Raw genomic sequence first — 24,527 nt, forward strand, 5'->3', positions numbered from 1 at the left:
TCTGCAAAAAAGATTGGGAGTGGAAGGCGGAAATAGCTGCCCAAAAAATTTAAAAAAAATGAATACAAGAGAAGAAAAAATGGAGGCTTTTGGAAGGCTCCTCGATATAATGGATGATTTGCGGGAAAAATGTCCTTGGGATCAGAAACAAACATTTGAAACGTTGCGCCATCTGACTCTAGAAGAGACCTACGAACTGTCTGATGCGCTTCTGAATGAGGATTTGCAGGAGATCAAAAAGGAGTTGGGCGATGTTTTGTTACATTTGGTTTTTTATGCGAAAATTGGTTCTGAAAAGGAGAGTTTCGATATCGCTGATGTGATTAATTCTCTAAATGAAAAATTGATTTTCCGTCATCCGCATATTTACGGTGATACAGTTGCAGACGATGAAGAAACAGTAAAACAAAACTGGGAAAAACTGAAGTTGAAAGAGGGGAATAAGTCAATTTTATCAGGTGTTCCGAAAGGTTTGCCGCCGATTATCAAAGCTTATAGAATCCAGGATAAAGTGAAAGGAATCGGTTTTGAATTTGATTCTGCGGAAGATGCCTGGGCAAAAGTCCGGGAAGAATTGCAGGAGTTTCATCAGGAAACCGAAAAGGATAAAAAAGAATTGGAGTTGGGTGATGTGTTTTTCTCGTTGATCAATTACGCGAGAATCTCCGGACTGAATGCCGATACTGCTTTGGAAAAAACGAATTCTAAATTCATTTCGAGATTTCAGAAAATGGAGGAGTTGGCTTTGTCCAGGAACGTTAATCTTGCTGACCTGAATCTAATGGAAATAGACCAGCTTTGGGAAGAATCCAAGCTTTCTGAAAAATAAATATCTTGGATATATTTAATTTGTATATTTGGTTTAATTAAAAATTTAAACACATCAAACTATGAAAGGCAAAGGTTGTATTGTATTAATCGTTATTGTAGCATTAATCGCAATTGTAGGATTTTGGGCAGTTGGAATTAGAAATGGATTTGTAGGTCAGGAACAGACTGTGAATGCCAAATGGTCAAACGTGGAAACCGTTTATCAGAAAAGAGCGAACTTGATTCCAAATTTGGAAAGAACAGTAAAATCTTATGCTAAATTTGAATCTGAGACTTTAACAAAAGTAGTAGAAGCAAGGTCAAAAGCAACTTCTGTAAACATAGACCCCACTAATATGACCGAAGCTGATATGGCAAAATTCCAAGCAGCACAAGGCGAATTGAACGGCTCACTGAGCAGATTATTGGCTGTTGTAGAAAGTTATCCAAACTTAAAAGCTGACCAGCAATACATCAACTTCCAAAGAGAGTATACAGCAATTGAAAATAGCATTCGTTCAGAGACTGGGTACTATAACGATGCGGCGAGAGTGTACAACACGAGTATCAAAACGTTTCCAAATAACGTGATTGCCAGCTTCTCCAACTTCAAAGAAAAACCATATTTCAAAGCTGAAGCTGGTGCAGAAAAAGCACCTCCTGCATTTACAGAATAATGACAGATTTTCTTACCAATACAGAGATGGCTTCCCTTGTGGAGGCCATCAAAATAGCTGAAGACCATTCCTCAGGTGAGATTCGTGTGCATATCGATTCTACGAGTGAAAGTGATTTTGCTAAGAAAGCTTTCGAGATATTTCGTTCGTTAGAAATGCATCAGACTAAAGAAAGAAATGGTGTTTTGTTTTATGTGAATTTTGAACAGCATTATCTCACCATTATTGGTGATGAAGGGATTCATAAAAAAGTGCAGCAATCTTTTTGGGATACCGTTCATGACGAGATGACGTCTGAATTTGCTAAAGGAAATTATTATAAAGGTCTGAAAGAAGCCATTCTGAAAACCGGACTCGAACTGAAAAAATATTTCCCAATCTCTGGGGAAAATATTAATGAATTACCCAATGATATCAGCTTCTCTTAAACGATATATCTTCGCATTATTCTTAGTTTTTGGGTTATTTTCCAAAGCTCAGTTGGTGCCGGAAAAACCTGCCGTTCTTTATCCGGTTTATGATAAAGCCGGATTGTTGACAGAATCTGAAAAAGCATCACTGAATCAAAAATTAATTAAATTCTCCGATTCTACATCTACAGAAATCGAGGTCATTATTCTTCCCACTACAAGCGGCGAAGATGTGAATTATCTCGCAACAATGTACGGTGAAAAATGGGGAATCGGACAAAAAGGTGTTGATAATGGTGTGGTTTTCCTGATTGCAACAGAAGACCGGACAATGTCTATTCAGCAAGGCCGTGCGGTAGAACAATATTTAACGGCTTCGGTTGCGGGACAGATTCTTGATTATCTTGTGACACCAGCTTTCAAAAACGGGGAGTTTTATAATGGAATTGACCGTGGAACTTCTGCGATTATGGAAGCGGTTCAGGGGAAATTCAAACCGATTGTCAAAAAACAAGAGCAAGAAGGTGGAATCAGCATTGGAGCTATTATTCTGATCATTATCATCATTATTATTTTGATAAGTATAATAAACGGCAATAATGGGGGTAATTATGACGATGATGATTATACACTTTCCAGAAAAGGAAGACGAAGATACAGAGGAGGATTTTTTCCGTTTCCAGGTAGTTTTGGTGGTGGAGGATTTGGTGGCGGAAGCAGTAGCGGCGGAGGATTTGGAGGCTTCGGTGGAGGCGGCAGTTTCGGCGGAGGCGGTGCTTCTGGCGGATGGTAGATTAACAAACGAATATAATAAAACCCAGATTTTTGTCTGGGTTTCTTTTTTTTAGTATTTACTACTTCATTATCAAAATTTTCATCAAGATTTTTATGATGTAATGAATTGGTTTTCGATTAGTTTATTCTGACTAAAGTTCAAATGTCCTCAAATTACTTCTTACAAACAAAACAATTTTCAATTTCGTAACAGTACAATTCTTGATATAAAGCCAAAAAATCACTATATTTACGAAAATCGAGATTTCTTTGAAAAAAACATTGGTTCTATTTGCACATCCTTACTTCGAACATTCTACCACAAATGTTAGGTTGTTAGAATGTTATGATGATTTGGACAATGTCACGTTTCGGGATTTGTATGAGGATTATCCCGATTTTCATATTCAGCCTTTTCGAGAACGAAAGAGAATTGTAGAATATGAGCGCATTATTTTCCATTTTCCAATCATTTGGTTTGGACTTCCGCCCTTGCTAAAGTTGTGGATAGATGAGGTTTTTGATATGCGTTGGGTTTCGGAAAACGGAATCAATATCTTGTCAGGAAAAGATGCACTGATTATCACAAGCGTTGGCGGACGAGAAGCTAATTATACTAAAGAAGGCAAATACGAAACGGAAGTAGAAGAATTACTTTCAGGTCTGAAAGTTTCCTTGAAAGTGAACAATATCGACCTCAAAAAAATACACATTATTTATAACGCAGATAATCTGAATCACGAGCAATTGGATGTTCTTTCTGATGAATTATCTCAAACCCTCAAAATAAAATAGATGCAAGGTTCCATTGCGATGACAATTCTGATTTTTCTTGGTGCGGCCATTATTATGGTTCCGTTAGGAAAGAAACTTGGATTGAGTTCCGTCATTGGATATATTCTTGGCGGGATTTTGATTGGCCCGTTTTGTTTACAATTGACAGGTCGAGATGCGGAAGATATTATGCACGCATCGGAATTAGGCGTGATTATGCTGTTGTTCTTAGTCGGTTTGGAGCTGGAGCCTCAAAAACTTTGGCAAATCAGAAAACGGATTCTCGGACTTGGTTTGAGTCAAATGTTACTGAGTATTGTAGGGATTTTTATGGTATTTTACATTGCAGGATTTGGATTGAAAACATCATTTATTATTTCACTCTGTTTTGCAATGTCGTCCACAGCAATTGTGTTGCAGACTTTGAAAGAAAAAAACCTTTTCCGAACCGTCAGTGGGGAATCTTCTTTTTCCATTTTATTATTTCAGGATATTGCCGTCATTCCGATTTTGGCACTATTACCATTTTTATCAAAGTCCAAAAGAGCATTAGAACAGGCTGACCACGAAAAAATATTACTACAATATTTACCAGAATGGTTGCAACCTTTTACCGTGATTTTCGCCGTTTTAGCTTTGATATTATTAGGGCGATATATTTTCACGCCGTTTCTAAGATTTGTATCAAGGTCAGGATTGAATGAGTTATTGACCGCAGCTTCATTATTCTTAGTAATAGGTGTTTCTGAGTTGATGATTTCGGTTGATTTAAGTCCTGCGCTTGGTGCATTTATCGCTGGTGTAATGTTAGCTAACAGTGAATTCCGACACGAATTGGAAAGTGCCATCGACCCATTCAAAGGATTGTTACTGGCTGTGTTTTTCGTAAGTGTTGGCGCAACGATAAACTTTGATATTATTGTTTCCAAGCCTTTCTTTATATTTTCTGCTGCGTTTATCGTTTTGGCAGTTAAAGCGGTCGTTCTTTTTGGAATCGGGAAATATTACAAGATGAATAATGAGCAGAGTTTTTTCCTGGCTTTTGCATTGTCTCAGGTTGGAGAATTTGCATTCGTTTTGGTCAATTTTGCCGCGAGTTTATATTTGATTGATTATCAGGCTAACTCAGAATTAATGGCGATTGTTGCAATTACGATGTGTATTTCGCCATTACTTTTGATATTCAAAGAAAAAGTTCTCGATAAGAGATTCATCAAACAAAAAAATGAAGAAAATATAGAACTTGGAATTATCAAACAACGTAAAGTTATCATTGTTGGATTCGGATTTTTCGGAAGTACAGTTGGTCGACTTTTGAAAGCCAACGGAATTCGCTCTACGGTTTTGGACAATGACCCGGATAGGGTGGCGCTATTAAGATCAAATGGCTTTAATGTTTATTACGGCGATGCTACAAAACCAGCTTTGTTGCGTTCGGCAGGAATCGAGGAAGCTGAGCTTCTTGTGCTTTGTCTGGATGACCCGGAGAAGAATAAATTTCTGGTAGATTATGTCAAAGAAAATTATCCTGATGTCAAAATTTTTGTAAGAGCTAAAAACCGTTTGGACGCTTATGATTTCCTCAATAAAAATGTCAATCATATCTATCGTGAAACTTTGGGAACAGCGGTTGATATGGCAGTCGATATCCTCCAGGAAAATGGGATGCGAAAATATACCGCCAGAAGAATGGGCAAACGTTTTATGTTAATTGACAAAGCTATGACCAAACGTTTGGCAAAAGAAAAAGACAAGGATATGATTACCTTCACCCTTCGCGAATCCCTTGAACGTGAAGCCGAATTGCTGGCTCTGGATAGTATTTCTTTTGAAGAAAATCATTGGAGCGGTGATGAAGATGATGACGATAAATAAGTCCTCTTATTAAATTTATTATTAAATTTGATAAAAAAAGAACCAATGATTTCACTCATCAAAAACAGCAAATTAAGTTACGCTTTTTTTAATGTTTTCAATAAAAAAAAATTAGAACATAATATTCCGCTTTACAAGAAATATAAAATCAATAAAGCCTATTTTGCACCCATTTCCAGCAAAGATTTTAAAGGTATTGAAGATCAGTTCATTCGTAAAGAAAATCCGCAGGCTATACCAGAAACCACTTTTTATAAAAATCAAACCCCGGAAAATCAGCAAAGTCTGATTCATTTTTTTGATAAAGGTTATAGTGTTATCAGAAATTTTATTACAAAAGAACAGGCGGATCAAGTTAATGCAGAGATTCAGTCTTTGTTAGATAACAAGCAAATTGAGTTCAAATATGGTAACAAACTGATGTTCGCATTACATAAATCAAAGATTATTAAGGATATCGGTTTGGAAAAATCGTTATTAGAGTTGTTGGATGTATTGTTGGACGGAAAAACAAAGTTGTTCCAGAGTATCAATTTCATTAACGGCAGTCAGCAGAAAACACATTCCGACAGCATTCATATGACCACTTTCCCTTTAGGTGGACTGATTGGTGTTTGGGTGGCTTTAGAAGATGTGAGTGCAGATCAGGGTGCGCTTCATTATTATCCTGGTAGTCACAAGCTACCTTATTACATGAATTCTGATTATGATAATGAAGGAAACTTTTTTATGCTTGGAAAAAAAGGCTACAAAGGTTATGAAGTAATGCTGGAAGAAAAAGTTAAAGAACTCAATTTACAAAAAGAAGTTTTTGATTGTAAAAAAGGGGATATGCTGATTTGGCACGCTAATATTCTGCACGGCGGAGAACCACATACCAATAAAGATAAAACAAGAAAAAGTATGGTTTTTCATTTTTTTGATGAAAACTCGGTGTGCTACCACGAGATTACACAAAGACCTGCACTTTTCGAAAATTAATTATATGAAGAAAATAAGAACGACTTTATTAATCACTTTTTTAGCACTCAATGCGGGAAATATGACGATAAATGCTCAGCAGAAAAAAGCTTCTGCAACCACACAAAAATCTATGAACAACAATCCTTTTCTTAAAAAAAGTCCGTTGCAGTACCAAGCTCCGGAATTCGATAAAATAAAAGATGAACACTTCAAGCCAGCTTTCGAACAGGGTTTGAAAGAGCAATTGGCAAACATCGATAAAATCGTTAATAACAAAGCGGTTCCAACTTTTGAGAATACGGTTCTGGCTTTGGAAAACAGTGGCGAAACGCTTGGCCGGGCGACAATTCTTTTTTATAATTTGACAAGTTCCAACACCAATGACCAGCTTCAAAAATTAGAAGAGGAATATGCGCCGATTTTCGCTTCCCATTCGGATAAAATTAATTTGAATGAGAAACTTTACAAAAGATTAAAAGCCGTTAAAACGGATAAACTGGATGCAGAAAGCAAAAGGTTGACAGAGTTTTATTTGACTAATTTCGAAATTGCAGGCGCAAATCTTTCTGCTGAAAATAAAGAAAAGCTAAAGGAAATCAATCAACAATTGGCAACTTTAGCCACTCAATTCAGTAACAAATTGTTGGAAGCTAGAAAAAAAGGAGCTGTTTTGATTTCTGATGTCAAAGAATTAGACGGACTTTCTGCTGACGAAATCGCGGCTGCGGCAACCGATGCGGAACAAGCCGGACAAAAAGGAAAATACCTTCTGGCTTTACAAAATACAACGCAACAACCACTTTTGCAGAATCTGAAAAACAGAGCTACAAGAGAAAAACTCTTCAAAGCATCCTGGACAAGAGCTGAAAAAGGCGACGAAAATGATACAAGAGAAACGGTTGAGAAATTAGCAAAGTTAAGATTACAGAAAGCTCAACTTTTCGGGAAGAAGAACTTCGCTGAATGGAGTTTGCAAGACCAAATGGCAAAAACGCCGGAAGCGGCAATGGGATTGTTGACACAATTGGCAAAACCTGCTGTGGAAACGGCTAATCGTGAAGCTAAAGAAATTCAGGAAGTGATTGATGCGCAGAAAGGCGGTTTCAAAGTTGAACCTTGGGACTGGAATTTCTATTCTGAGCAAGTTAGAAAAGCCAAATATGACCTTGATGAAAACGAGATCAAACCTTACTTCGAAGTAACAACGGTTTTGGAAAAAGGTGTTTTCTATGCAGCTGAACAATTCTACGGCATCACTTTCAAAGAAAGAAAAGACCTTCCGGTTTATCATCCGGATGTGGTGGCTTACGAAGTTTTCGACAGAGACGGGAAATCTTTGGCGCTTTATTATTTGGATTTCTATACAAGAAGCAACAAAAGTGGTGGCGCTTGGATGAACAATTTCGTTCCTCAATCTCATCTTTTAGGTCAGAAACCAGTGATTGTAAATGTTTTCAATTATCAAAAACCAGCGCCGGGAAAGCCTTCTTTGATTTCTTATGACGATGTAGAAACTATGTTCCACGAGTTTGGTCATACGTTGCATGGTTTATTTGCGGACCAAAAATATGCATCCATTTCTGGAGCGAATACGCCAAGAGATTTCGTGGAATTCCCATCTCAAATCAATGAGCATTTTGCTTTGGAGCCGGAGATTTTGAAAAATTATGCTTTGCATTATCAGACCAAACAGCCGATGCCACAGACTTTGATTGATAAGATTAAAAAAGCATCTAACTTCAATCAGGGTTATGCAACGACTGAGTTAGTGGCTGCTGCGACATTGGATATGAATTGGCACACTGTGACTTCCGACAGCCAGTTGATTCCGGTTTTGGATTTTGAAAAACAAGCGTTGTCTAAATATGGATTATTAGTTCCACAAGTTCCGCCAAGATACCATACGCCTTACTTTGCACACATTTGGGGCGGCGGATATTCAGCAGGTTATTACGCTTACCTTTGGTCAGAGACTTTGGATTCTGATGCTTGGGAATGGATAAAAGCCAATGGCAGAATCAAGAGAGAGAACGGTGACAGATTCAGAAAATATATTCTTTCCGTCGGCAACAGTGTAGATTTGAACAAAGCTTTTGAAGAATTTACAGGTCATAAAGCGGATATCAAACCTTTGTTGAGAAGTAGAGGTTTTATCAAATAAAGATTCTACAATCAGATATAAAACGTTTCCAATTCGGAAGCGTTTTTTTGTGATGGTTTGGGCGGACAATTCGCGCTGTCCAGGGGTTCCGTCTAGCAAGATTTTTGCAAAAATCTTGCTAGACCGCTCGCTGCGCTCGCGCCCTTACCATCACGGCCGCAAAGACGTATCCGAAATCAACATTCCAACATCAATTGAAGATTTTTTTAATTAACTTCGTTTCAAATTCATCATTTTGTGAGAAAACTATTACTTCCTTTTTGCCTTTTAATATTAATTTTTATCATTAGTTGTAATCCCAAAGAACAAAATCAAACTAATGAAATCGAAACTAAAGACATTGATAAGAAAGATTCTATAATTGCAGTTGAAGTCGATTCAGCGCAGATTCCAAAATCAATTCTTTATAATGGAAATTTGAAAAAAGCAGTTCAATGGAAAGATGAAGTTGGAGAGAATCTGGTGATTCTTTCAGAGTCAGGTTATCACAGGAACGAAAAATTCAAACACGAATTTGATGACAGCGCAGACTTCGAATTGTTTGCTTACCATTTCAGTTTAGATAAAAATAATTTGCAGATTTGGAAAATGTACGATTTTGTGGCCGATTGTCCAGTTGATATCGAAGCCGAATTTTATCCTCAATTTCCAATCATTACAGATTTAGACAAAAACGGAATCGCTGAGGTTTGGATAATGTACAAAGTCGGTTGTCACGGCGATGTAAGTCCTGTCAATCTAAAATTAATAATGTACGAAGGCAACAAAAAATATGCAATGCGAGGTGAAAACAAAATTCAGTTTGGCGCTAATGAATACATAGGTGGAGAATATAAATTGGACAAAGCTTTCGACTCTGCACCTAGTGTTTTCAAAGATTACGCCATCCAATTGTGGAAAGAAAATGTTTACAAAAACTGAAATCCTAACCAAAACTGATCAGGATTTTTATTTGATTTTGAACCAAAAAATGCCCTTCTGCAAGTCCGATGGTTAGGGCGTTTGCAGAGGTGCCCAAAAAGACACGTGCATTTTTAGAAATTAGCTCTGAGTAACTTATTATTCTCCTATTTCTAATCTTGTACTCAAAGCGATTCTGTTCCAGGAATTGATGGTTACAATCGCCATAATTACCTCTGCAATTTGCTTTTCAGAAAAGACAGCTTTTGCTTTTTGATAAGTTTCCTCGCTAAGGCCATTCTGGCTGATTAGTGTGATTTCTTCTGTCATTTTAAGAGCAACTTTCTCTTCTTCTGTGAAGAATTTTTCCGCTTCGTGCCAGGCGCTTACCAGGAAAATTCTTTCAGCTGTTTCACCATATTTGATAGCGTCTTTAGTATGCATATCCAGACAGTAAGCACAGCCATTGATTTGCGAAGCTCTGATCTTGATAAGTTCTTTAATCGTTTTTGAGATTTCTGATTGTGCCAGATAACCTTCCAATCCTAACATTGCTTTGTAAGCCTGAGAATCTGTTTTGCTGATGTTGATGCGTTTTTCCATTGTTTTGATTTTATTTATTATTGATTTTGTTATCGATACTGAAATGAAATTGATTTTGACTAGATAATAAAAATGCTGCAGTACTGCCTATCCAAACCGAATAATCGAGTGGTGCTTTGATACCTAAAGTGATGCTCATAGACAAGGCGAACATCAATAAAAGAAAGCCTGTTCCAATGGCTGTCCATTTGGTTTTATAACCAAGAATTAAAAGTAGAGCGAAGACTGTTTCTAAAAATGTTGCAGCATAAGCTCCGAAAATGCTCATAGATTCTGGCAGAAAAGAAGTAATTTGTTTGGTGTAATTCTCAAAGTTCTCCCAGTTGCCCCAAGCCGAATTTTTTCCCCAAAACCCGAATCTGTCCGCAACAGCTGATAAAAGTGTGATAGCTAAAGCGAGTCGTAAAAATAATTGTTGAAACTGATTGTTGATAGTTGTTTCCATTCCCTTCGTTTTGATGGTACAAAGTTGGGAAATCGAAAACGTGAAAATCTTAAACTGGTTTAAGAAATACTTTTCTTGCGAATTTTACAGATGCTGAGGATTTTATTAATATGCAAAATTTGCTTGGTCTGCGAGAAATAAGTTTTACGAAATAGTCTTTTTTCGAATTTCGCTCAGATATTCCGGTGTGAAACCGAGAAAAGAAGCGATGAGATATTGCGGAACACGCTGAACAAACTCAGGATATTGTTTGAGTAATGAGAAGTAGAAGTCTTCTTTGGAATAGGTGAAAATATATTTGACTCGCCGTTGATTGGCGGCAAAAGCTCTTTGATAAACAATCCTGAAATACTTTTCCATGATTGGAAAATCATTGAGAAGTTTCTCCTGAGAATCGCTACTGATAGTCAAAACTTCCGATTTTTCCACCGTCTGAATACTGAAGTCTGCAGGTGCTTTGCGCTCGAACGAGAAATTATCGGTCATCCACCAGGTTTCCAAAGCAAAATCTGTGGTTTGTTCAATACCTTTTTCGTTGATGAAAAACTTTCTGAGAAGACCTTTCAAAACAAAATAATTCTGCCGACAAACCTGTCCTTCTTCTAGAAGAATTTCTTTCTTTCTAAAGTTTTTAACCTCAAAATAATCCAATATCAAAGCAAAATCCTCATCAGTAATTGTGATGAATTTATCGAGATGGGCTTTGAAGATTTGGGACATATTTTATTATTAATTTAAATCTTTTTAATTCAATCAAAAACTATCTCATCCAATTTATGGTATCTATCAACCAACCGCAGAAGCATTCCCGGCTAGTCATCAGACAACTAATATAGATGATGAAAACGGCAAACGGAATCAGAAAAGGAATATTTAAAAGCGCTATTTTGTACTCCTTTTTTGTAAGTCTGAAAATCAAATCTATAGTAAAACCAATGAACATAAATATAAGAATGAAGGCCAATAAAATCACAATTCCCAATCCCACGTCTGTCGGATGCTCTTTCTCCCGATTGGCTTTGAAAGCAATTTGAGAATAAAGAAAAAGTAGTAGAAGTGGAACGATGACAATTAAGAATCTTATTGCGAAAACTTTTAGTAGTTTCATTCTAAGCTTATTACATTCTGTTCAATATCTCTTTCTTTTTGGTTTCGTAATCTTCGAGAGATATCAAGTCATTGTCCAGAAATGCCTTTAGTTTCAGTAGCGTTTCCATTGGATCTTCAGCTGGTGTCTCCGATTTAGTTTCTTGTGGTTCTGCAGGTTTTTCCTGGTTTTCGTTTTGCGTATTGACAACAATTCCTCCTGATGCAGCTCTTCTTTCTTCAAGTTCTTTTTCTCTTCGGTATTCTATCATTTGCTCTTCTTTACCTTGAGCATATTGATAGAGTTTTCTGGCCTGAGATTTAGGAATATAATCTATTGTTTCAATGAATCCTGTGATTGCAGTCATCGTGAAAGTAGAACCTAAAATAGCCTCACTGATATGACTTTCCGCAACATCTTTCCAAAGATAATCGTTGAAATCCGTCACCAATCCAAATGATTTTGAGCGGAAAAACAGGATTCTTTTATTCGTAAGAACAATAGAATCCGGAGAGATGTTGATGGCAGGTTTGTTTTGTACTGCGATATATTCTACAGTTTCTCCATTGGTTAATAAATCGTTGACTTTTTCACTAATTTTCTCTACTGCTTTTGGGTCTTGGTCTTCGTTCAGGAATTTTTTTATATCGTTGATCATTGTTTTAAAATTTGTCTAATGTGAAATTACGAAAACAAAATGAGAATAGGACTTGTTAATGTAATGAAAACAAAAAAAGCAAAACCTCAATTGGCCTTGCTTTTAAAATTTTGATTGTAAAAATTTATTTCTGTTTCAATTGCTTTAGAATTTCTTCACCAACACTTTTTGCAGATTGCGGATTTTGTCCGGTGATTAATCTTCCGTCTGCAACTACGTGATTCTGCCAAAGCCCGGATTTATCAAAGATTGCTCCGCGTTCTTTCAATTGATTTTCCAATAAGAAAGGAACTACATTTTCCAGCTTCACAGCGGTTTCTTCCTCATTGGTGAAAGCATTCACTTTTTTACCTTCAATCAGATATTTTCCATTTGATAATTTGAGGTTTACAAGAGCAGAAGGTCCGTGGCAAACAGCACTTACGATGCCATTGTTTTCATAAATTTTTCTTGCAATATTCTGTAATTCTGTATTGTCCGGAAAATCCCACATTGTTCCGTGTCCGCCGGCGTAGAAGATTGCAGCATATTTTGACGGATCAATGTCGGAAGGCTTCATTGTGTTTTCGATTTTTGTACGGTATTCTTTGTTCTCCCAGAATTGTTTATTGACAGCATCTTCCAGATTAAGCCCGTCAACTGGTGCTTTTCCACCCTTTGGACTTACAAAATCGATGTCATAACCAGCAGAATGAAGAACTTCCCAAGGATGGGAAACTTCGCCAAGGTAATATCCTGTTGGTTCGTTTGTATTGCCTTTTTTGTCGTGACTTGTCACCACGAATAAGATTTTTTTGCTCATAACTTTGTTAGATTTTTTGTTCTGTGCACTTGCAATATTCAACATCGAAATGAATGCAAATAGAACAGAAAAGATTAAAACTTTGGTTTTCATTATCACAATTTTAAAATTTGATACTGCAAAATTCTATAAAATCGAGACCGAAAGAAAGGATGTAAATCAAGGTTTTTCTGTGATGTATGTCACATTTATTTTGACAATCTGCTGAGTGTCTCTCTGGAAACACCAAGGTAAGAAGCAATAAGAGATTTGGGAACGCGTTGAAAAAGAGAAGGGTAGTTGCTAAGCATCTGCTCATAACGTTCTTTTGCGCTATGAGTTAAAAGTGAAAGGATTCTTTGCTGAAGTGCAATGTAACCGAAGTTTGATTTTTTTCTGAAAAAATGTTCAATCTTATGAAGCTCAGCACAGATTTTTTCACGGTTTTCCAACGAAATAGAAAGTACTTCGACATCTTCTATACAATCGATGTTCAAGGTTGAATTAGTTTGATTGAAATAAGCCTGGAAATCTGTGATCCACCAGTTTTCCCAAGCAAACTGAAGAATGTGTTCTTTGCCATCATCAGGATTGGTATGATAAGCTTTCAATAAACCTGAAACTACAAAATGGTCGTTTCTGACAAGGTCGCCTTGCTGAATCAGAAACTGATGTTTTTTAAGTTTTTTGACAGAAAAATGAGACAGCAAATAAGCGAATTCTCTATCCGTAATCGGTGTGATTTCTTCGATATGTTGTCTTAATTTGTCGCTCATTTTTTAATTTCTTTTTCGAATATAAGAATTAAAAACAGGTTTATAAAAAATCCATTCATTTCGAATGGATTAAATATTTTAAAATTAATTCTCTAATTGACTCCCAAGATACTCCCATTCCTGCAAAGTAAGATCCAGTTCTTCTTTGGTTTTGTTGTAAGCTTCCAATACTTGTTCAGTAGGATTATCTTTCGTAAAAGAACTTTCAAATTCCTCGATTTTTAATTCCAGTTCAGAGATTTTTTCTTCTACTTTTTTAAGCTTGTTCTGGATGTTTTTTTGTTCTTTGCTAACAATCCTAGTTGGTTGATTGTTGCTGGCTACTGGTTTTGATTCTTGCTTCTTTGGTCTTGGTTCTTCAACTTCTTCCTGATGCAATTTTGCTTTTTCTGCAGAAATTTCTCGGATACTTTCTTTTTGTCTGTACTCCAAGTATTCATCAATGTTTCCAAGGAATTCTTTCATTTTCCCATCTCGGAATTCGAAGATTTTATCTGATAAACCTTGCAGGAATTCACGGTCGTGAGAAATCACGATTAATGTTCCTTCATATTTCTGAAGCGCCAATTTGATAATCTCCTTTGACTGGATATCTAAGTGGTTCGTAGGCTCATCCATAATCAAAGTGTTGAACGGACGAAGCAATAATTTACAAAGCGCCAAACGGTTTCTTTCACCTCCGGAAAGAACTTTGGTTTTCTTGGTCACATCTTCACCTTGAAACAAGAAAGAACCCAAAAGGTCACGAACTCTAGGTCTGGTTTCTTCCGTTGCAGAATCTTCTGCTTCTTGCAAAACAGTTTTTTCAGGCGTCAAAACTTCTTCCTGATTCTGAGCAAAATAACCGATGCTCACATTGTGGCCAAGATTCCATTCTCCTGTATAATCCTTGATGTCGCCGGCAAGAATCTTCGCCAAAGTAGTTTTTCCCTGTCCGTTTTGTCCTAAAAGAGAAATTCTGTCACCACGTTCTATGAAGAAATCTACATTGTCGAAAATTTGTTTATCGCCGTAAGCCTTCCCAAGGTTTTTAGCTTCGAAAATCACTTTTCCTGGCGTTACAGAAGGCTGGAAACGAATGTTGAATTTAGAAACATCTTCATTCTCAACTTCGATGCGTTCTACTTTTTCTAATTTCTTAATCAATGACTGTGCAAAAGAGGCTTTGGAAGCACTCGCACGGAATTTATTGATTAGTTCCTCGGTATGTTTTATCTCTGCATCCTGATTTTTCTTAGCCTGGATGAGTTTTTCTTTTCTGTCTTTTCTCAGCTCAAGATATTTGGAATAATTGGCCTTGTAATCATCGATTTTCTTGTTGTTCACATCGAAAGTTCTGTTACAAGTAGAAGTCATAAACTGCTTATCGTGACTCACCAATAACATCGAGCCCGGATAATCTTTCAAAAATTCTTCCAGCCAAATGATAGATTCCATATCCAAGTGGTTGGTCGGCTCATCCAGAAGCATCAAATCGTTTTGCTGAAGAAGCAGTTTTGCCAACTCGATTCTCATTCTCCAACCTCCCGAAAACTCATCGGTTATTTTGTGAAAATCACTCGCTTTGAAACCTAAACCAAATAAAATTTTCTCCACATCGCCTTCCAAATTATACGCATCGTGATTCATTAATAAATCATTCAAATCCGTCATTCTGTTGATGAGATCTGTGTAAGCATCGCTTTCGTAGTCGGTTCTTGTAGCTAATTGATTATTGACTTCTTCCAACTCATCTTTCAATGCATTGATTTGTTCAAAAGCTTGCATTGTCTCGTCCCAAACAGTTCTTCCTTTTACGAAATCTAAATCCTGTTTTAGAAATCCAATGGTGATATTACCTTCCGGAACTACATTTCCTTCGTAGAAGTTGATTTCTCCGGAAAGAATTTTGAGAAGCGTAGATTTTCCGGCTCCGTTTTTTCCGACCAATCCAATTTTATCGCCTTTTTTGATGGTGAAATTGGTGTCTCTGAAAAGATAATTTCCTGCGTGATGTAAGCCTAATCCCTGAACCGAAAGCATTGTATTCTATATTTTGTTTGAATTTGCAAAAGTAGTGAAATATGATGGAAGTTGGAAAATGGATGTCGGAAGTTTATATTTGGTTAATAACTAAAGTGTTATTGAAGGAAATCGATGGCTTCGAGAGCCTCAGACTGACAATTCTATTATTGAAATCATCCAACTTCTGAGTTCCATCATCCAAACAAATCCTTATCTTTGCAAAAATCTTAAACAAAATGAGCAAACCGATTACTGAGTTCATAGAAAAATATTATTTGCACTTCAATGCGGCGGCTTTGGTAGATGCTTCCAAAGCTTATGTTGCACACCTGAAAGATGGTGGGAAAATGATGATTACGCTTGCAGGAGCAATGTCAACAGCGGAATTAGGAAAAATCTTGGCTGAGATGATTCGTCAAGGGAAAGTGGATTTCATTTCTTGTACTGGAGCAAATCTTGAAGAAGATTTGATGAATCTTGTAGCACATACACATTACGAGAGAGTTCCTAATTACAGAGACCTTACGCCAAAAGAAGAATGGGATTTGCTGGAAAGAGGACTTAACAGAGTGACTGATACTTGTATCCCTGAGGAAGAAGCTTTCAGAAGATTACAAAAACATATCTATGAAATATGGAAAGATGCGGATGATAAAGGAGAGCGTTATTTCCCACACGAATATATGTACAAAATGATTTTATCAGGTGTTCTTGAGCAGTATTATGAAATCCCGAGAGAGAACTCTTGGATGATTGCTGCGGCAGAGAAAAACTTGCCAATTGTTGTGCCTGGATGGGAAGATTCTACAATGGGTAATATTTTTACTTCTTATTGTATCAAAGGAGATTTGAAGTTTTCTACAATGAAATCCGGAATCGAATATATGGCTTATTTGGCTGATTGGTATCCAAAAAATTCTGGTGGAAAAGGCGTTGGATTCTTCCAAGTTGGAGGTGGAATTGCTGGAGATTTCCCAATTTGTGTAGTACCGATGTTATATCAGGATATGGAAATGCACGATATTCCTTTCTGGAGTTATTTCTGTCAGATTTCTGATTCTACAACATCTTACGGTTCCTATTCCGGGGCTGTTCCGAATGAAAAAATCACTTGGGGTAAATTAGATATTACAACTCCGAAATTCATTGTTGAAAGTGATGCGACAATTTGTGCACCATTGATGTTCAGCTATATTTTGGAGAATTCATAAAGTTTAAGAACGGAAGTCTGAAGCTGGAAGATAAAAAAAGCGCTCAAAATAGTTTGAGCGCTTTTCTTTTATTTTAAATTGATGATTTGTTAGTCTAATGAATTGATTAAAACCAAATAACGATAGCCGAAAATTGCCTTTTGAAATTTATTCAATTTTGTGAAATCTCTTTTGCTGTATTTGGGTAAAATAGCAACATTTATTTTGTTTAGAAATTTAAAAAATGATTTTTTCATAACATTAAATTTAATTTTAAAATACAAGATTTACGCCACTATAAAATCACTCATCATTTTATAATTACAACATCATTACACCTTCGATGGTTGCTACTTTTTTATAAATATTAATGACTTGGTCTGCATCTAATACAAAACAATCGATAGAAACAGAAGTGTATTTTCCAGTAGAGCTTTCTTTGTTGGATAAAGTATATTTCAAATTATCAAATACTCTCAGGATTTCTGTTATTTTCTCAGAATCACTTGTAACGATGAATTTGAAAAGATATTCTTCCGGAAAATTATGCTGTTCTTCTAATTTTTCTTTCAGTGATTTGTAAAATTCTTCTGGATTTGCGTGATTGCTATCTATAATATCTGCCATTTAATTTTAAGTCTTGAATTAATAAAAAATCTCCGTAAAAAACGGAGACCAAAGTTAGTGATATTTAATTTGATGTTAAGAAGGATTTTCTGCTGTTGCTTCCTGAGGTAAGGAAACTTCATCTGCGGCAGCTTCCAAAGTTTTGTCCAAAGTAAATAATGACTCGTCGCTGGCGCTATCTCCACCTGCAATTTTCAATTTATCAATCAATTCAAGTGCTAATTTTTCTTCTTCAATCTGTTCTTTTACAAACCACTGCATAAAATTCCAAGTTGCCCAATCTTTTTCTTCAAAAGATAAATTGACTAAATTGTATATAGAAGTTGTATTGTCAACTTCGTGTTGGAAAACTTTATTAAAGCAATCCGTTAAATTTTGAGGATTTTCTGGTGGAGCAGGAATAGCTTCCACTTTAGCTTCCCCGCCTCTGTCTAGGATGTAGCGCATAAACTTAATCATATGATTCCTTTCTTCTTGAGAATGTCGATACAAGAAATTAGCAATTCCGCCATAACCCTTTACATCTGCCCAACAGCCATAAGAAAGAAATATTTGTGAAGCATGCGCTTCTTTTGTCATCTGTTTAATCAATGCATTTTGCATATTGTTAGACAATCTGTTAGTGTTCATAATTTATATGTTTAATAATTTTTATTGCTGATTAAATATCTAAAACCAGATGTGTTTAAATTAATACCTCAATTTGAGTAATTAATACCTTTATTATGTTAAATAGACAAATATTGAGCCACAAATTGGGGACAATATTTATTGGTCGATTCATTGATTCTTTATAAATCAATGTTTTAAGTGATTGATTTTCAGTTTTTTAAAATTTTATGTTAAAATTAACACTGAGTTAATAAAAAGATTTATATTCGGTGTAAGAAAATAATACTTAAGAATATTATGAGAAAAAATTATGTAAAATTACCATTGTTGATTGCTGCTTTGTACTTTGGCGGTGATTTACATGCACAATCCACACAGGATACTACTACGAAAGAGAATAAAATCGAGGAGGTGGTTGTGATTGGATATGGTACACAGAAAAAAGAGAATGTTACTGGGAGTATTGGTATTGTAACTGCTAAAGATTTAGCAGATAAACCAAATGCTAACCCATTAAACTCTGTACAAGGAAAACTTGCTGGGGTAAATGTTGTTACATCTGGTACGCCAGGTGGCTCTCCTAGAGTAGATATTCGTGGTGTTGGGTCATTGTCAGGAAATACAGTATTTATCGTTGATGGTATGTTGACAGAAGATATTTCTTTCCTAAATCCTCAGGATATTGAATCAATGAGTGTTTTAAAAGATCCTTCCAGTTTAGCAATTTTTGGTGCTAAAGCAGCAAATGGAGCGGTGATTATTAAAACTAAGAGTGGAAAAGGTAAGCCAGTTTTTAATGTTAATTCTTATTTAGGAATCAAAACTGTTACCAACGTCCCAAAAATGGTAAATGCAGATCAATATATTGAATTGTACAATGAGAAATTGTTGAATGACAATGGGTCTTCTGCAGGGTCAATTAGTAGAGCAGATTTTCCAGCAGATACAGATTGGTTTAAAGAAATTTTCCGTACCAGTATCATTAATTCTAATGATTTTTCTGCTTCGGGAAGTTTAGGGAAGTTGAATTATTATGGTAGTGTAGGATATCTTCAGGATGAAGGTAATTTAGCTGCTGGGCAAGGTATTAACTCAGGAAGTGGTTTTAACAGGTTCAATACAAAATTGAACTTGAGTTATAAAATTACTGATAATATTACAATTGGAGATAATTTTTCTTTTTCGAAAACACGGACTGACGTTGCAAATAATCCTTTGTTAGATGCACGTAACTCTCCACCGTTATTTGGTCCAATTAATTCTGCAACAGGGACTTATCAGTTTTTTAATGGTTATTCTATTGCCAATCCAAGAGCAACTTTGGATCTTTATAGATCACAGGTAAGACAAGAAAGAATGCTTAATAACGTTTTTGTTGATATTAAGTTTTTAAAGGATTTTACTTTTAGAAGTAGTTATACCACAGATAATTATACTCCTGTGCAATATGAATATACTCCAGCAATAACTTATATACCAAACCCAACTATTTCTAATTTGATAACCAGAACTAATAGATATAGAAATTATGTTTGGGATAATACAATTAATTGGAAAAAGACCTTTGGTAATCATAATTTAGAATTGTTAGCTGGTTTTTCAAGAATCAGAGATTCTAGATCAGAAGATGTTTGGATTGCTAAAAATGTAAGTTATGACGGTACTAATGGATCTCTAAATATCGGAAATGGTACAGATATTTTTAATTATCAAGATACTGCGGCTGCAGTTACCAATGGTAGACCTGCCGCTACACAGGATCAACAAAGAATTGAATCTTTCTTTGGGAGAATCAATTATGATTATGCTGGGAAATATCTTTTAAATGCCTCTGTACGTAGAGATGCTAGTTCACAAATCTCAACAGACAGATATAAAACTTTCCCTGCTATAAGTGTTGGTTGGGTAGTTTCTAAAGAAGGTTTTATGAGTGAGCAGAACATTTTTAATTTGTTAAAATTAAGAGCTAGCTGGGGAGAGTTAGGTAACCCGAGAGTTAAGAGAGATTTTTCTGCGATTGTAACTAACATTGGTGGAGGTGCATATTATGGTAATACTGGATATGCCGCAGCAACAGTTGATAGAGTGATTGATCCATCTATTGGCTGGGAAACAACAACGGGTTCGGACTTTGGTGTTGAGATGGCATTTTTAAATAATAAACTAAAAGTTGAAGGGACATATTATAATAAAGAATCAAAAGATATAGTTTACGGAGTTAATCAGGCTACTATTTCCGGAGCTAGTAATCCGTATGATTTTATCACTAATGCTTATTCTTTTAGAAATAAAGGATTTGAAGTGTCTGCAAATTATAATACAGATCTAAGTGAAAGTGTAAAACTAGGTTTCTATGGTAACTTCACGTCTCTTAAAAATGAGATTACAAGCGTCTACCAAGGGTCATTCTTAGAAACAGGTGCTAGCTTATTCGGAAATTCAATTGTAAGACTACAAGCTGGGCAAGCAGTAGGTTCTTACTATGGATACCAAGTTGATGGCGTGTTCCAAACAGATGCTGAGGCTGCTGGTTCTGGACAAACTGGTGCTAAAGCAGGCTGGTTTAAGTTTGCTGACTTAGATGGTAATGGAGTTATTGATACAAGAGATAAAACATTTTTGGGAAGCCCAATCCCAAAAGGAACTTATGGTTTTGGATTTAACTTAACAGTTCATTCTATCGATTTTGGAATCGATTTCCAAGGTGTATTTGGTAATAAAATCTACAATTATAATCGTGAGCAAAGATATGGTAACGAGAGCTGGGATTTAGATATGTATAACAACAGATGGCGTGGAGCAGGAACATCTAATACTAATTCTATGATTACTTCTAACCAGTCTATTATTTTGCCAAACAGTTTCTATGTTGAGGACGGTAGCTATTTTAGAATTAGAAATATTCAAGTTGGATATAATTTGCCATCAGGAATTGCACAATCTCTATCTGTTAAAAAACTGAGAATTTATCTAAGTGCACAAAATCCTTGGACTAGTTTCAAATATAATGGATTCTCTCCAGAGATCATGAATCAGGACAGAGTACAAATGGGTATTGATCAAAATATCTATCCAATTTCAGCAATTTATACAATGGGTATGAACTTAACATTTTAATTAGAAAAATCATGAAAAAAATATTTTTAACACTCTCCATATTTTCGGTAATTGCAAGTTGTAGTGATGATTTTGTGGATATCAAACCAGAAGGGGTAGTAATAGCTGACGATTTTTATAAAACGGAAGCTGATGCTATGAAAGCGACGAACGCTATATATAGCTTCTTAAGAAGTTGGGAGAATAGTGGATTCCCAGCACAATATGTATTTGGAGTGACGGGTGATGATGTAGAAAAAGGATCAAATCCTGGAGATGCATCTTTTATCAATGCATATGATAATTTTTCTTTTACAATTAGTGATGATGGAGTCAATGGCTATTGGACAGGTCAATGGCAGGCAGTACAAAGAACTAATCAAGTAATTACTAATGTTCCAAATATTGACATGGATACAGCTCTTAAAACTAGATTGGTTGCGGAAGCTAAAATGTTGAGAGCCTACTTCTATTTTAATTTAGTAAGAATATATGGTGGCGTTCCTATTTTTGATGGATTGCAAACTGATTATATAAACCAGCCCAGAAATACTGCAGCAGAGGTATATGCATTTATTGTTAAGGATTTAACTGAAGCATCTGAAATTTTACCGCAAACATATCCTGCAGGTCAAGAAGGGAGAGTTACAAAAGGTGGTGCTTTGGGATTGCTTTCAAAAGTATATCTTTACATGAAGGAATACCAAAAAGCATATGATACATCTAACTTAGTAATTGGAATGGGTTATAAATTAGATCCTGATTTTAATCATTTGTTTAGACCGGCTGGAGAATTTGGAACTGAGTCTGTTTTTGAAGTGAACTGCGGTTGTTCTCCCGAATTTGGAGGTAGTCAGTATGCGGAAGTTCAAGGCGTAAGAAACCAATATGGTTGGGGATTCTTTACGCCTACTCAGGCATTGGAAGATGCATTTGAGCCTGGTGATGTAAGAAAACAATTTACTATTCTTAGAGAAGGTGAGACTACACCAGAAGGGGATCTTATAAAAAAAGGAGATCCACAAGCGGGCAATACTTGGAATTATAAAACTTATGTTCCTTCATCACTTAACAATAATGCTTGTGGATATGGATCGATCCAAAACATAAGAATTTTGAGATTTGCTGATATTTTATTAATTAATGCAGAGGCTGCTAATGAATTAGGTAATTCTGGTGTTGCTATTGCAAATGTTAACAAAGTTAGACATAGAGCTAATTTGGGAGATACTCCAGCATCAACACAATCTGCTTTAAGATTGGCAATTTGGCAAGAAAGAAGAGTTGAGCTTGCTATGGAAATGGATAGATTTCCTGATTTAGTAAGAACAGGCCAAGCAGAGCAATTTTTAGGTTCTAAAGGGTTTCAAAAAGGTAAAAACGAGTTGTTTCCAATTCCTTTAAGAGCTATTACGGACAGTAAAGGTGTATTAACACAAAATCCTGGTTATAATTAATTTTTTATATACTAAATAATAAAGAGAGGAGAGTTTTAACTCTCCTCTTTTTTATTAATTCAAAAATACATTGATCTTATTTCTATAAAGGTAATGTTATTTTCAACTTAAGAAAATTAATGTAGTTAGCTTTTTTGTTGATAAATAGAGGATAAACAATTAAAATAGAATAACAAAAATTAAAATCAATAATGAAAACACAAACCAAAAATTTAATTACATGTTTTTGCTTGCTATTATTATCTATTAATACTTTCTCACAGAGTTGTGTTATAACAAGATTACCTAGTTCTGGAGATTTCTCAAACAGTGGTAATACAAATAGTTTTTCCATCATTTATCAAAAAAATTGCACACCTACTATTATCAAGAGTAATGACAGTTGGTTTTCTTATACTGTAACAACTAATAATAGTCGACCATCGTACAATGAAATATTACTCTATGTTACAACTTCTCCAAATTATGGAAACCCAAGAACAGGCTATATTTATGTTAATAATAATGAATCTTTTAAAATTACAATTAATCAAGCTGCAGGAGCAAATGTAAATGTTCCGGTTTCAGGAGTTAGTGTAAATCCAACATCAGCATTTTTGAGTATTAATGAGACAGTTAGCTTGTATCCAACAGTATTACCAATGCAGGCTACTAATAAAAATATTATTTGGAATACAAGTAATCCTAATATTGCTACAATAGCTTATTCTAGTAACTATGTAACTTCTATTAAAGGCATAAGCCCAGGAAAAGTACAGATTACAGCAACAACAGAAGATGGAGGACATATTGCTGCAAGTAATATTACAGTAACAGGAGAAGCTAAATCTTTTTCGTGGAAGAACTACACGGATATGGATGGAACAATAAAAGATTTTACCACACCAGCCAAAGATCAGATAACGCAAGGTCCATGCTTTTTATTTGCAGCAATAGGTATGGTAGAAGCAAAATATAAGATACAAAATAGTACAACAAATAACATTGATCTATCAGAAGCAAGCTTACATCCTAATTGTACAGGATTATATGAAAGTATATATAACTCACTCACTTATATAAAGAATAATGGAGTTTTGGAAGAAAGTTGTTATCCTTATTCTCTTTCAGCCTATGCTTATGGAAGCTTACCATATCCTAACTGTCAGACAGGAATTTGTACAGGCACAACAAAAAAATATAAAGTGGCTAGTTTTTCACAAATTAATTTTAGCAATTTGGATCCGAATTTAAGATCTGACTATCTGAAAAGTATTATAAGACAAAACGGTACAGTAGCAGTATCCTTTAGCGGAAGTAGTTTGCATAATGGGGCTTCACACGCTTATGAAATTTATGGATGGAATGGTCTGTATTGGTTATTAAAAGACAGTTGGCCTAATGAAGTTAATTCAGCATTATCGACAGATATTGATATTCCAGAAATTCTAGCAGCTAATAGTACGGGTCAGTTTGCAGCTTATTATATAAATGGTAATGTTAACATCAGCAATAAAATAGGAATGGTTAAAGGAAGACAAAATTCTGTTTCTAGTGATCAAGATGATATAAATTTTGAAATTGTACCTAACCCAGCCAATAACCAAATTAGAATATTAAATTTTCCTAAAGAAGGTGCACTTGTTCAAATATCTACTACCGATGGAAGATTAGTATTTAATAATTGGATAAAATATAATGTTATTGATATAACACAACTTCCAAAAGGTAGTTATTTAATGAAATTTAATTCAAATGATAAACAGAATATTTTAAAGTTTATTAAACAATAACTTTTAAATTATAAGATCAAGATTTATATATTAAGTATTTTTGTTTAAATATACTTTATCATTTTATGTTTATTT

23 protein-coding genes are annotated in these 24,527 nt (G+C 35.3%); 13 read left to right on the top strand and 10 right to left on the bottom strand.

The genetic code is table 11. The features are described from left to right. The first annotated feature begins 58 nt into the window (after positions 1-58). The 9 genes from mazG to KI430_RS17055 all read left to right on the top strand — a co-directional run bounded on the left by mazG (position 59) and on the right by KI430_RS17055 (position 9,365). Positions 59-829 (top strand): nucleoside triphosphate pyrophosphohydrolase, encoded by a 771-nt coding sequence (gene mazG / locus KI430_RS17015; RefSeq protein ID WP_248876078.1) that lies wholly within the window; start codon positions 59-61, stop codon positions 827-829. A gap of 61 nt (positions 830-890) precedes the next feature. Further along, positions 891-1,487: a LemA family protein gene (locus KI430_RS17020; protein WP_248876079.1), complete on the top strand. Its 597-nt coding sequence runs from the start codon at positions 891-893 to the stop codon at positions 1,485-1,487. Further along, positions 1,484-1,915 carry a TPM domain-containing protein gene (locus tag KI430_RS17025; RefSeq protein ID WP_248878369.1) on the top strand — a complete coding sequence of 144 codons (432 nt, stop codon included), beginning with the start codon at positions 1,484-1,486 and terminating at the stop codon, positions 1,913-1,915. The genes KI430_RS17020 and KI430_RS17025 overlap by 4 nt, the downstream gene beginning before the upstream one ends. Then, positions 1,896-2,690: a TPM domain-containing protein gene (locus KI430_RS17030; protein WP_248876080.1), complete on the top strand. Its 795-nt coding sequence runs from the start codon at positions 1,896-1,898 to the stop codon at positions 2,688-2,690. The genes KI430_RS17025 and KI430_RS17030 overlap by 20 nt, the downstream gene beginning before the upstream one ends. Positions 2,691-2,941: 251 nt before the next feature. After that, the gene (locus KI430_RS17035; protein ID WP_248876081.1) at positions 2,942-3,466 is read left to right on the top strand and encodes an NAD(P)H-dependent oxidoreductase; all 525 of its coding nucleotides are present in this window, start codon (positions 2,942-2,944) and stop codon (positions 3,464-3,466) included. Further along, positions 3,467-5,320, top strand: coding sequence for a monovalent cation:proton antiporter-2 (CPA2) family protein (locus KI430_RS17040; protein WP_248876082.1), 1,854 nt, complete (start codon positions 3,467-3,469; stop codon positions 5,318-5,320). Positions 5,321-5,365: 45 nt separating this feature from the next. After that, a complete protein-coding gene (locus KI430_RS17045) occupies positions 5,366-6,301 on the top strand; it encodes a phytanoyl-CoA dioxygenase family protein (RefSeq protein ID WP_248876083.1) in 936 nt (311 codons plus the stop codon). Between the two features lie 61 nt (positions 6,302-6,362). Next, positions 6,363-8,444, top strand: a complete 2,082-nt coding sequence (locus KI430_RS17050) for a M3 family metallopeptidase (RefSeq protein ID WP_248878370.1) — start codon at positions 6,363-6,365, stop codon at positions 8,442-8,444. A gap of 237 nt (positions 8,445-8,681) precedes the next feature. Continuing rightward, positions 8,682-9,365: a M949_RS01915 family surface polysaccharide biosynthesis protein gene (locus tag KI430_RS17055; RefSeq protein ID WP_248876084.1), complete on the top strand. Its 684-nt coding sequence runs from the start codon at positions 8,682-8,684 to the stop codon at positions 9,363-9,365. A 138-nt stretch (positions 9,366-9,503) separates the two neighbouring features. Here KI430_RS17055 and KI430_RS17060 read toward each other — a convergent pair whose 3' ends face one another. The 8 genes from KI430_RS17060 to abc-f all read right to left on the bottom strand — a co-directional run bounded on the left by KI430_RS17060 (position 9,504) and on the right by abc-f (position 15,716). Further along, a complete protein-coding gene (locus KI430_RS17060; protein WP_248876085.1) occupies positions 9,504-9,947 on the bottom strand; it encodes a carboxymuconolactone decarboxylase family protein in 444 nt (147 codons plus the stop codon). 10 nt (positions 9,948-9,957) lie between these two features. Continuing rightward, the gene (locus tag KI430_RS17065) at positions 9,958-10,392 is read right to left on the bottom strand and encodes a DoxX family protein (protein WP_248876086.1); all 435 of its coding nucleotides are present in this window, start codon (positions 10,390-10,392) and stop codon (positions 9,958-9,960) included. Between the two features lie 144 nt (positions 10,393-10,536). Beyond that, complete coding sequence (locus KI430_RS17070; RefSeq protein WP_248876087.1) at positions 10,537-11,112, bottom strand: Crp/Fnr family transcriptional regulator; 576 nt, start codon at positions 11,110-11,112, stop codon at positions 10,537-10,539. Positions 11,113-11,152: 40 nt separating this feature from the next. Then, positions 11,153-11,500, bottom strand: coding sequence for a hypothetical protein (locus KI430_RS17075; protein WP_248876088.1), 348 nt, complete (start codon positions 11,498-11,500; stop codon positions 11,153-11,155). Between the two features lie 10 nt (positions 11,501-11,510). Further along, a complete protein-coding gene (locus KI430_RS17080) occupies positions 11,511-12,137 on the bottom strand; it encodes a PH domain-containing protein (protein ID WP_248876089.1) in 627 nt (208 codons plus the stop codon). 124 nt (positions 12,138-12,261) lie between these two features. Beyond that, entirely contained in the window at positions 12,262-13,032 is a 771-nt protein-coding gene (locus tag KI430_RS17085; protein WP_248876090.1) for a type 1 glutamine amidotransferase domain-containing protein, read from the bottom strand. 95 nt (positions 13,033-13,127) lie between these two features. Further along, entirely contained in the window at positions 13,128-13,694 is a 567-nt protein-coding gene (locus KI430_RS17090) for a Crp/Fnr family transcriptional regulator (RefSeq protein ID WP_248876091.1), read from the bottom strand. 84 nt (positions 13,695-13,778) lie between these two features. Then, complete coding sequence (gene abc-f, locus KI430_RS17095) at positions 13,779-15,716, bottom strand: ribosomal protection-like ABC-F family protein (protein ID WP_248876092.1); 1,938 nt, start codon at positions 15,714-15,716, stop codon at positions 13,779-13,781. A gap of 218 nt (positions 15,717-15,934) precedes the next feature. Here abc-f and KI430_RS17100 point away from each other — a divergent pair, with 218 nt between their 5' ends. Then, positions 15,935-16,909, top strand: a complete 975-nt coding sequence (locus KI430_RS17100) for a deoxyhypusine synthase family protein (RefSeq protein ID WP_074236569.1) — start codon at positions 15,935-15,937, stop codon at positions 16,907-16,909. Positions 16,910-17,209: 300 nt separating this feature from the next. On the opposite strand, the gene KI430_RS17105 is transcribed toward KI430_RS17100, so the two are convergent. Together KI430_RS17105 and KI430_RS17110 are read right to left on the bottom strand one after the other, a co-directional pair. Beyond that, positions 17,210-17,515, bottom strand: a complete 306-nt coding sequence (locus KI430_RS17105) for a DUF493 domain-containing protein (protein ID WP_248876093.1) — start codon at positions 17,513-17,515, stop codon at positions 17,210-17,212. A 75-nt stretch (positions 17,516-17,590) separates the two neighbouring features. Continuing rightward, a complete protein-coding gene (locus KI430_RS17110) occupies positions 17,591-18,145 on the bottom strand; it encodes a ferritin (protein WP_248876094.1) in 555 nt (184 codons plus the stop codon). A 279-nt stretch (positions 18,146-18,424) separates the two neighbouring features. Between KI430_RS17110 and KI430_RS17115 the strand changes: the two genes are divergently transcribed. From KI430_RS17115 to KI430_RS17125, 3 genes are all read left to right on the top strand, one after another. Further along, complete coding sequence (locus KI430_RS17115) at positions 18,425-21,244, top strand: SusC/RagA family TonB-linked outer membrane protein (protein ID WP_248876095.1); 2,820 nt, start codon at positions 18,425-18,427, stop codon at positions 21,242-21,244. Positions 21,245-21,255: 11 nt separating this feature from the next. Next, positions 21,256-22,680 carry a RagB/SusD family nutrient uptake outer membrane protein gene (locus KI430_RS17120; RefSeq protein WP_248876096.1) on the top strand — a complete coding sequence of 475 codons (1,425 nt, stop codon included), beginning with the start codon at positions 21,256-21,258 and terminating at the stop codon, positions 22,678-22,680. A 191-nt stretch (positions 22,681-22,871) separates the two neighbouring features. Then, the gene (locus tag KI430_RS17125) at positions 22,872-24,452 is read left to right on the top strand and encodes a C1 family peptidase (RefSeq protein WP_248876097.1); all 1,581 of its coding nucleotides are present in this window, start codon (positions 22,872-22,874) and stop codon (positions 24,450-24,452) included. Positions 24,453-24,527: the final 75 nt, after the last annotated feature.

The organism is Epilithonimonas zeae, from assembly GCF_023278365.1.
Taxonomy (GTDB): Bacteria; Bacteroidota; Bacteroidia; order Flavobacteriales; family Weeksellaceae; genus Epilithonimonas; species Epilithonimonas zeae_A.

Excerpts from the sequence above, each read along its gene's own strand:
- KI430_RS17080 (WP_248876089.1), bottom strand. The coding sequence starts at position 12,137 with ATGATCAACGATATAAAAAAATTCCTGAACGAAGACCAAGACCCAAAA.
- KI430_RS17070 (WP_248876087.1), bottom strand. The coding sequence starts at position 11,112 with ATGTCCCAAATCTTCAAAGCCCATCTCGATAAATTCATCACAATTACT.
- KI430_RS17020 (WP_248876079.1), top strand. The coding sequence starts at position 891 with ATGAAAGGCAAAGGTTGTATTGTATTAATCGTTATTGTAGCATTAATC.
- KI430_RS17115 (WP_248876095.1), top strand. The coding sequence starts at position 18,425 with ATGAGAAAAAATTATGTAAAATTACCATTGTTGATTGCTGCTTTGTAC.
- KI430_RS17040 (WP_248876082.1), top strand. The coding sequence starts at position 3,467 with ATGCAAGGTTCCATTGCGATGACAATTCTGATTTTTCTTGGTGCGGCC.
- KI430_RS17100 (WP_074236569.1), top strand. The coding sequence starts at position 15,935 with ATGAGCAAACCGATTACTGAGTTCATAGAAAAATATTATTTGCACTTC.
- KI430_RS17050 (WP_248878370.1), top strand. The coding sequence starts at position 6,363 with ATGACGATAAATGCTCAGCAGAAAAAAGCTTCTGCAACCACACAAAAA.
- mazG (WP_248876078.1), top strand. The coding sequence starts at position 59 with ATGAATACAAGAGAAGAAAAAATGGAGGCTTTTGGAAGGCTCCTCGAT.
- KI430_RS17125 (WP_248876097.1), top strand. The coding sequence starts at position 22,872 with ATGAAAACACAAACCAAAAATTTAATTACATGTTTTTGCTTGCTATTA.
- KI430_RS17075 (WP_248876088.1), bottom strand. The coding sequence starts at position 11,500 with ATGAAACTACTAAAAGTTTTCGCAATAAGATTCTTAATTGTCATCGTT.
- KI430_RS17090 (WP_248876091.1), bottom strand. The coding sequence starts at position 13,694 with ATGAGCGACAAATTAAGACAACATATCGAAGAAATCACACCGATTACG.
- KI430_RS17065 (WP_248876086.1), bottom strand. The coding sequence starts at position 10,392 with ATGGAAACAACTATCAACAATCAGTTTCAACAATTATTTTTACGACTC.
- abc-f (WP_248876092.1), bottom strand. The coding sequence starts at position 15,716 with ATGCTTTCGGTTCAGGGATTAGGCTTACATCACGCAGGAAATTATCTT.
- KI430_RS17045 (WP_248876083.1), top strand. The coding sequence starts at position 5,366 with ATGATTTCACTCATCAAAAACAGCAAATTAAGTTACGCTTTTTTTAAT.
- KI430_RS17060 (WP_248876085.1), bottom strand. The coding sequence starts at position 9,947 with ATGGAAAAACGCATCAACATCAGCAAAACAGATTCTCAGGCTTACAAA.
- KI430_RS17110 (WP_248876094.1), bottom strand. The coding sequence starts at position 18,145 with ATGAACACTAACAGATTGTCTAACAATATGCAAAATGCATTGATTAAA.
- KI430_RS17120 (WP_248876096.1), top strand. The coding sequence starts at position 21,256 with ATGAAAAAAATATTTTTAACACTCTCCATATTTTCGGTAATTGCAAGT.
- KI430_RS17030 (WP_248876080.1), top strand. The coding sequence starts at position 1,896 with ATGATATCAGCTTCTCTTAAACGATATATCTTCGCATTATTCTTAGTT.
- KI430_RS17105 (WP_248876093.1), bottom strand. The coding sequence starts at position 17,515 with ATGGCAGATATTATAGATAGCAATCACGCAAATCCAGAAGAATTTTAC.
- KI430_RS17085 (WP_248876090.1), bottom strand. The coding sequence starts at position 13,032 with ATGAAAACCAAAGTTTTAATCTTTTCTGTTCTATTTGCATTCATTTCG.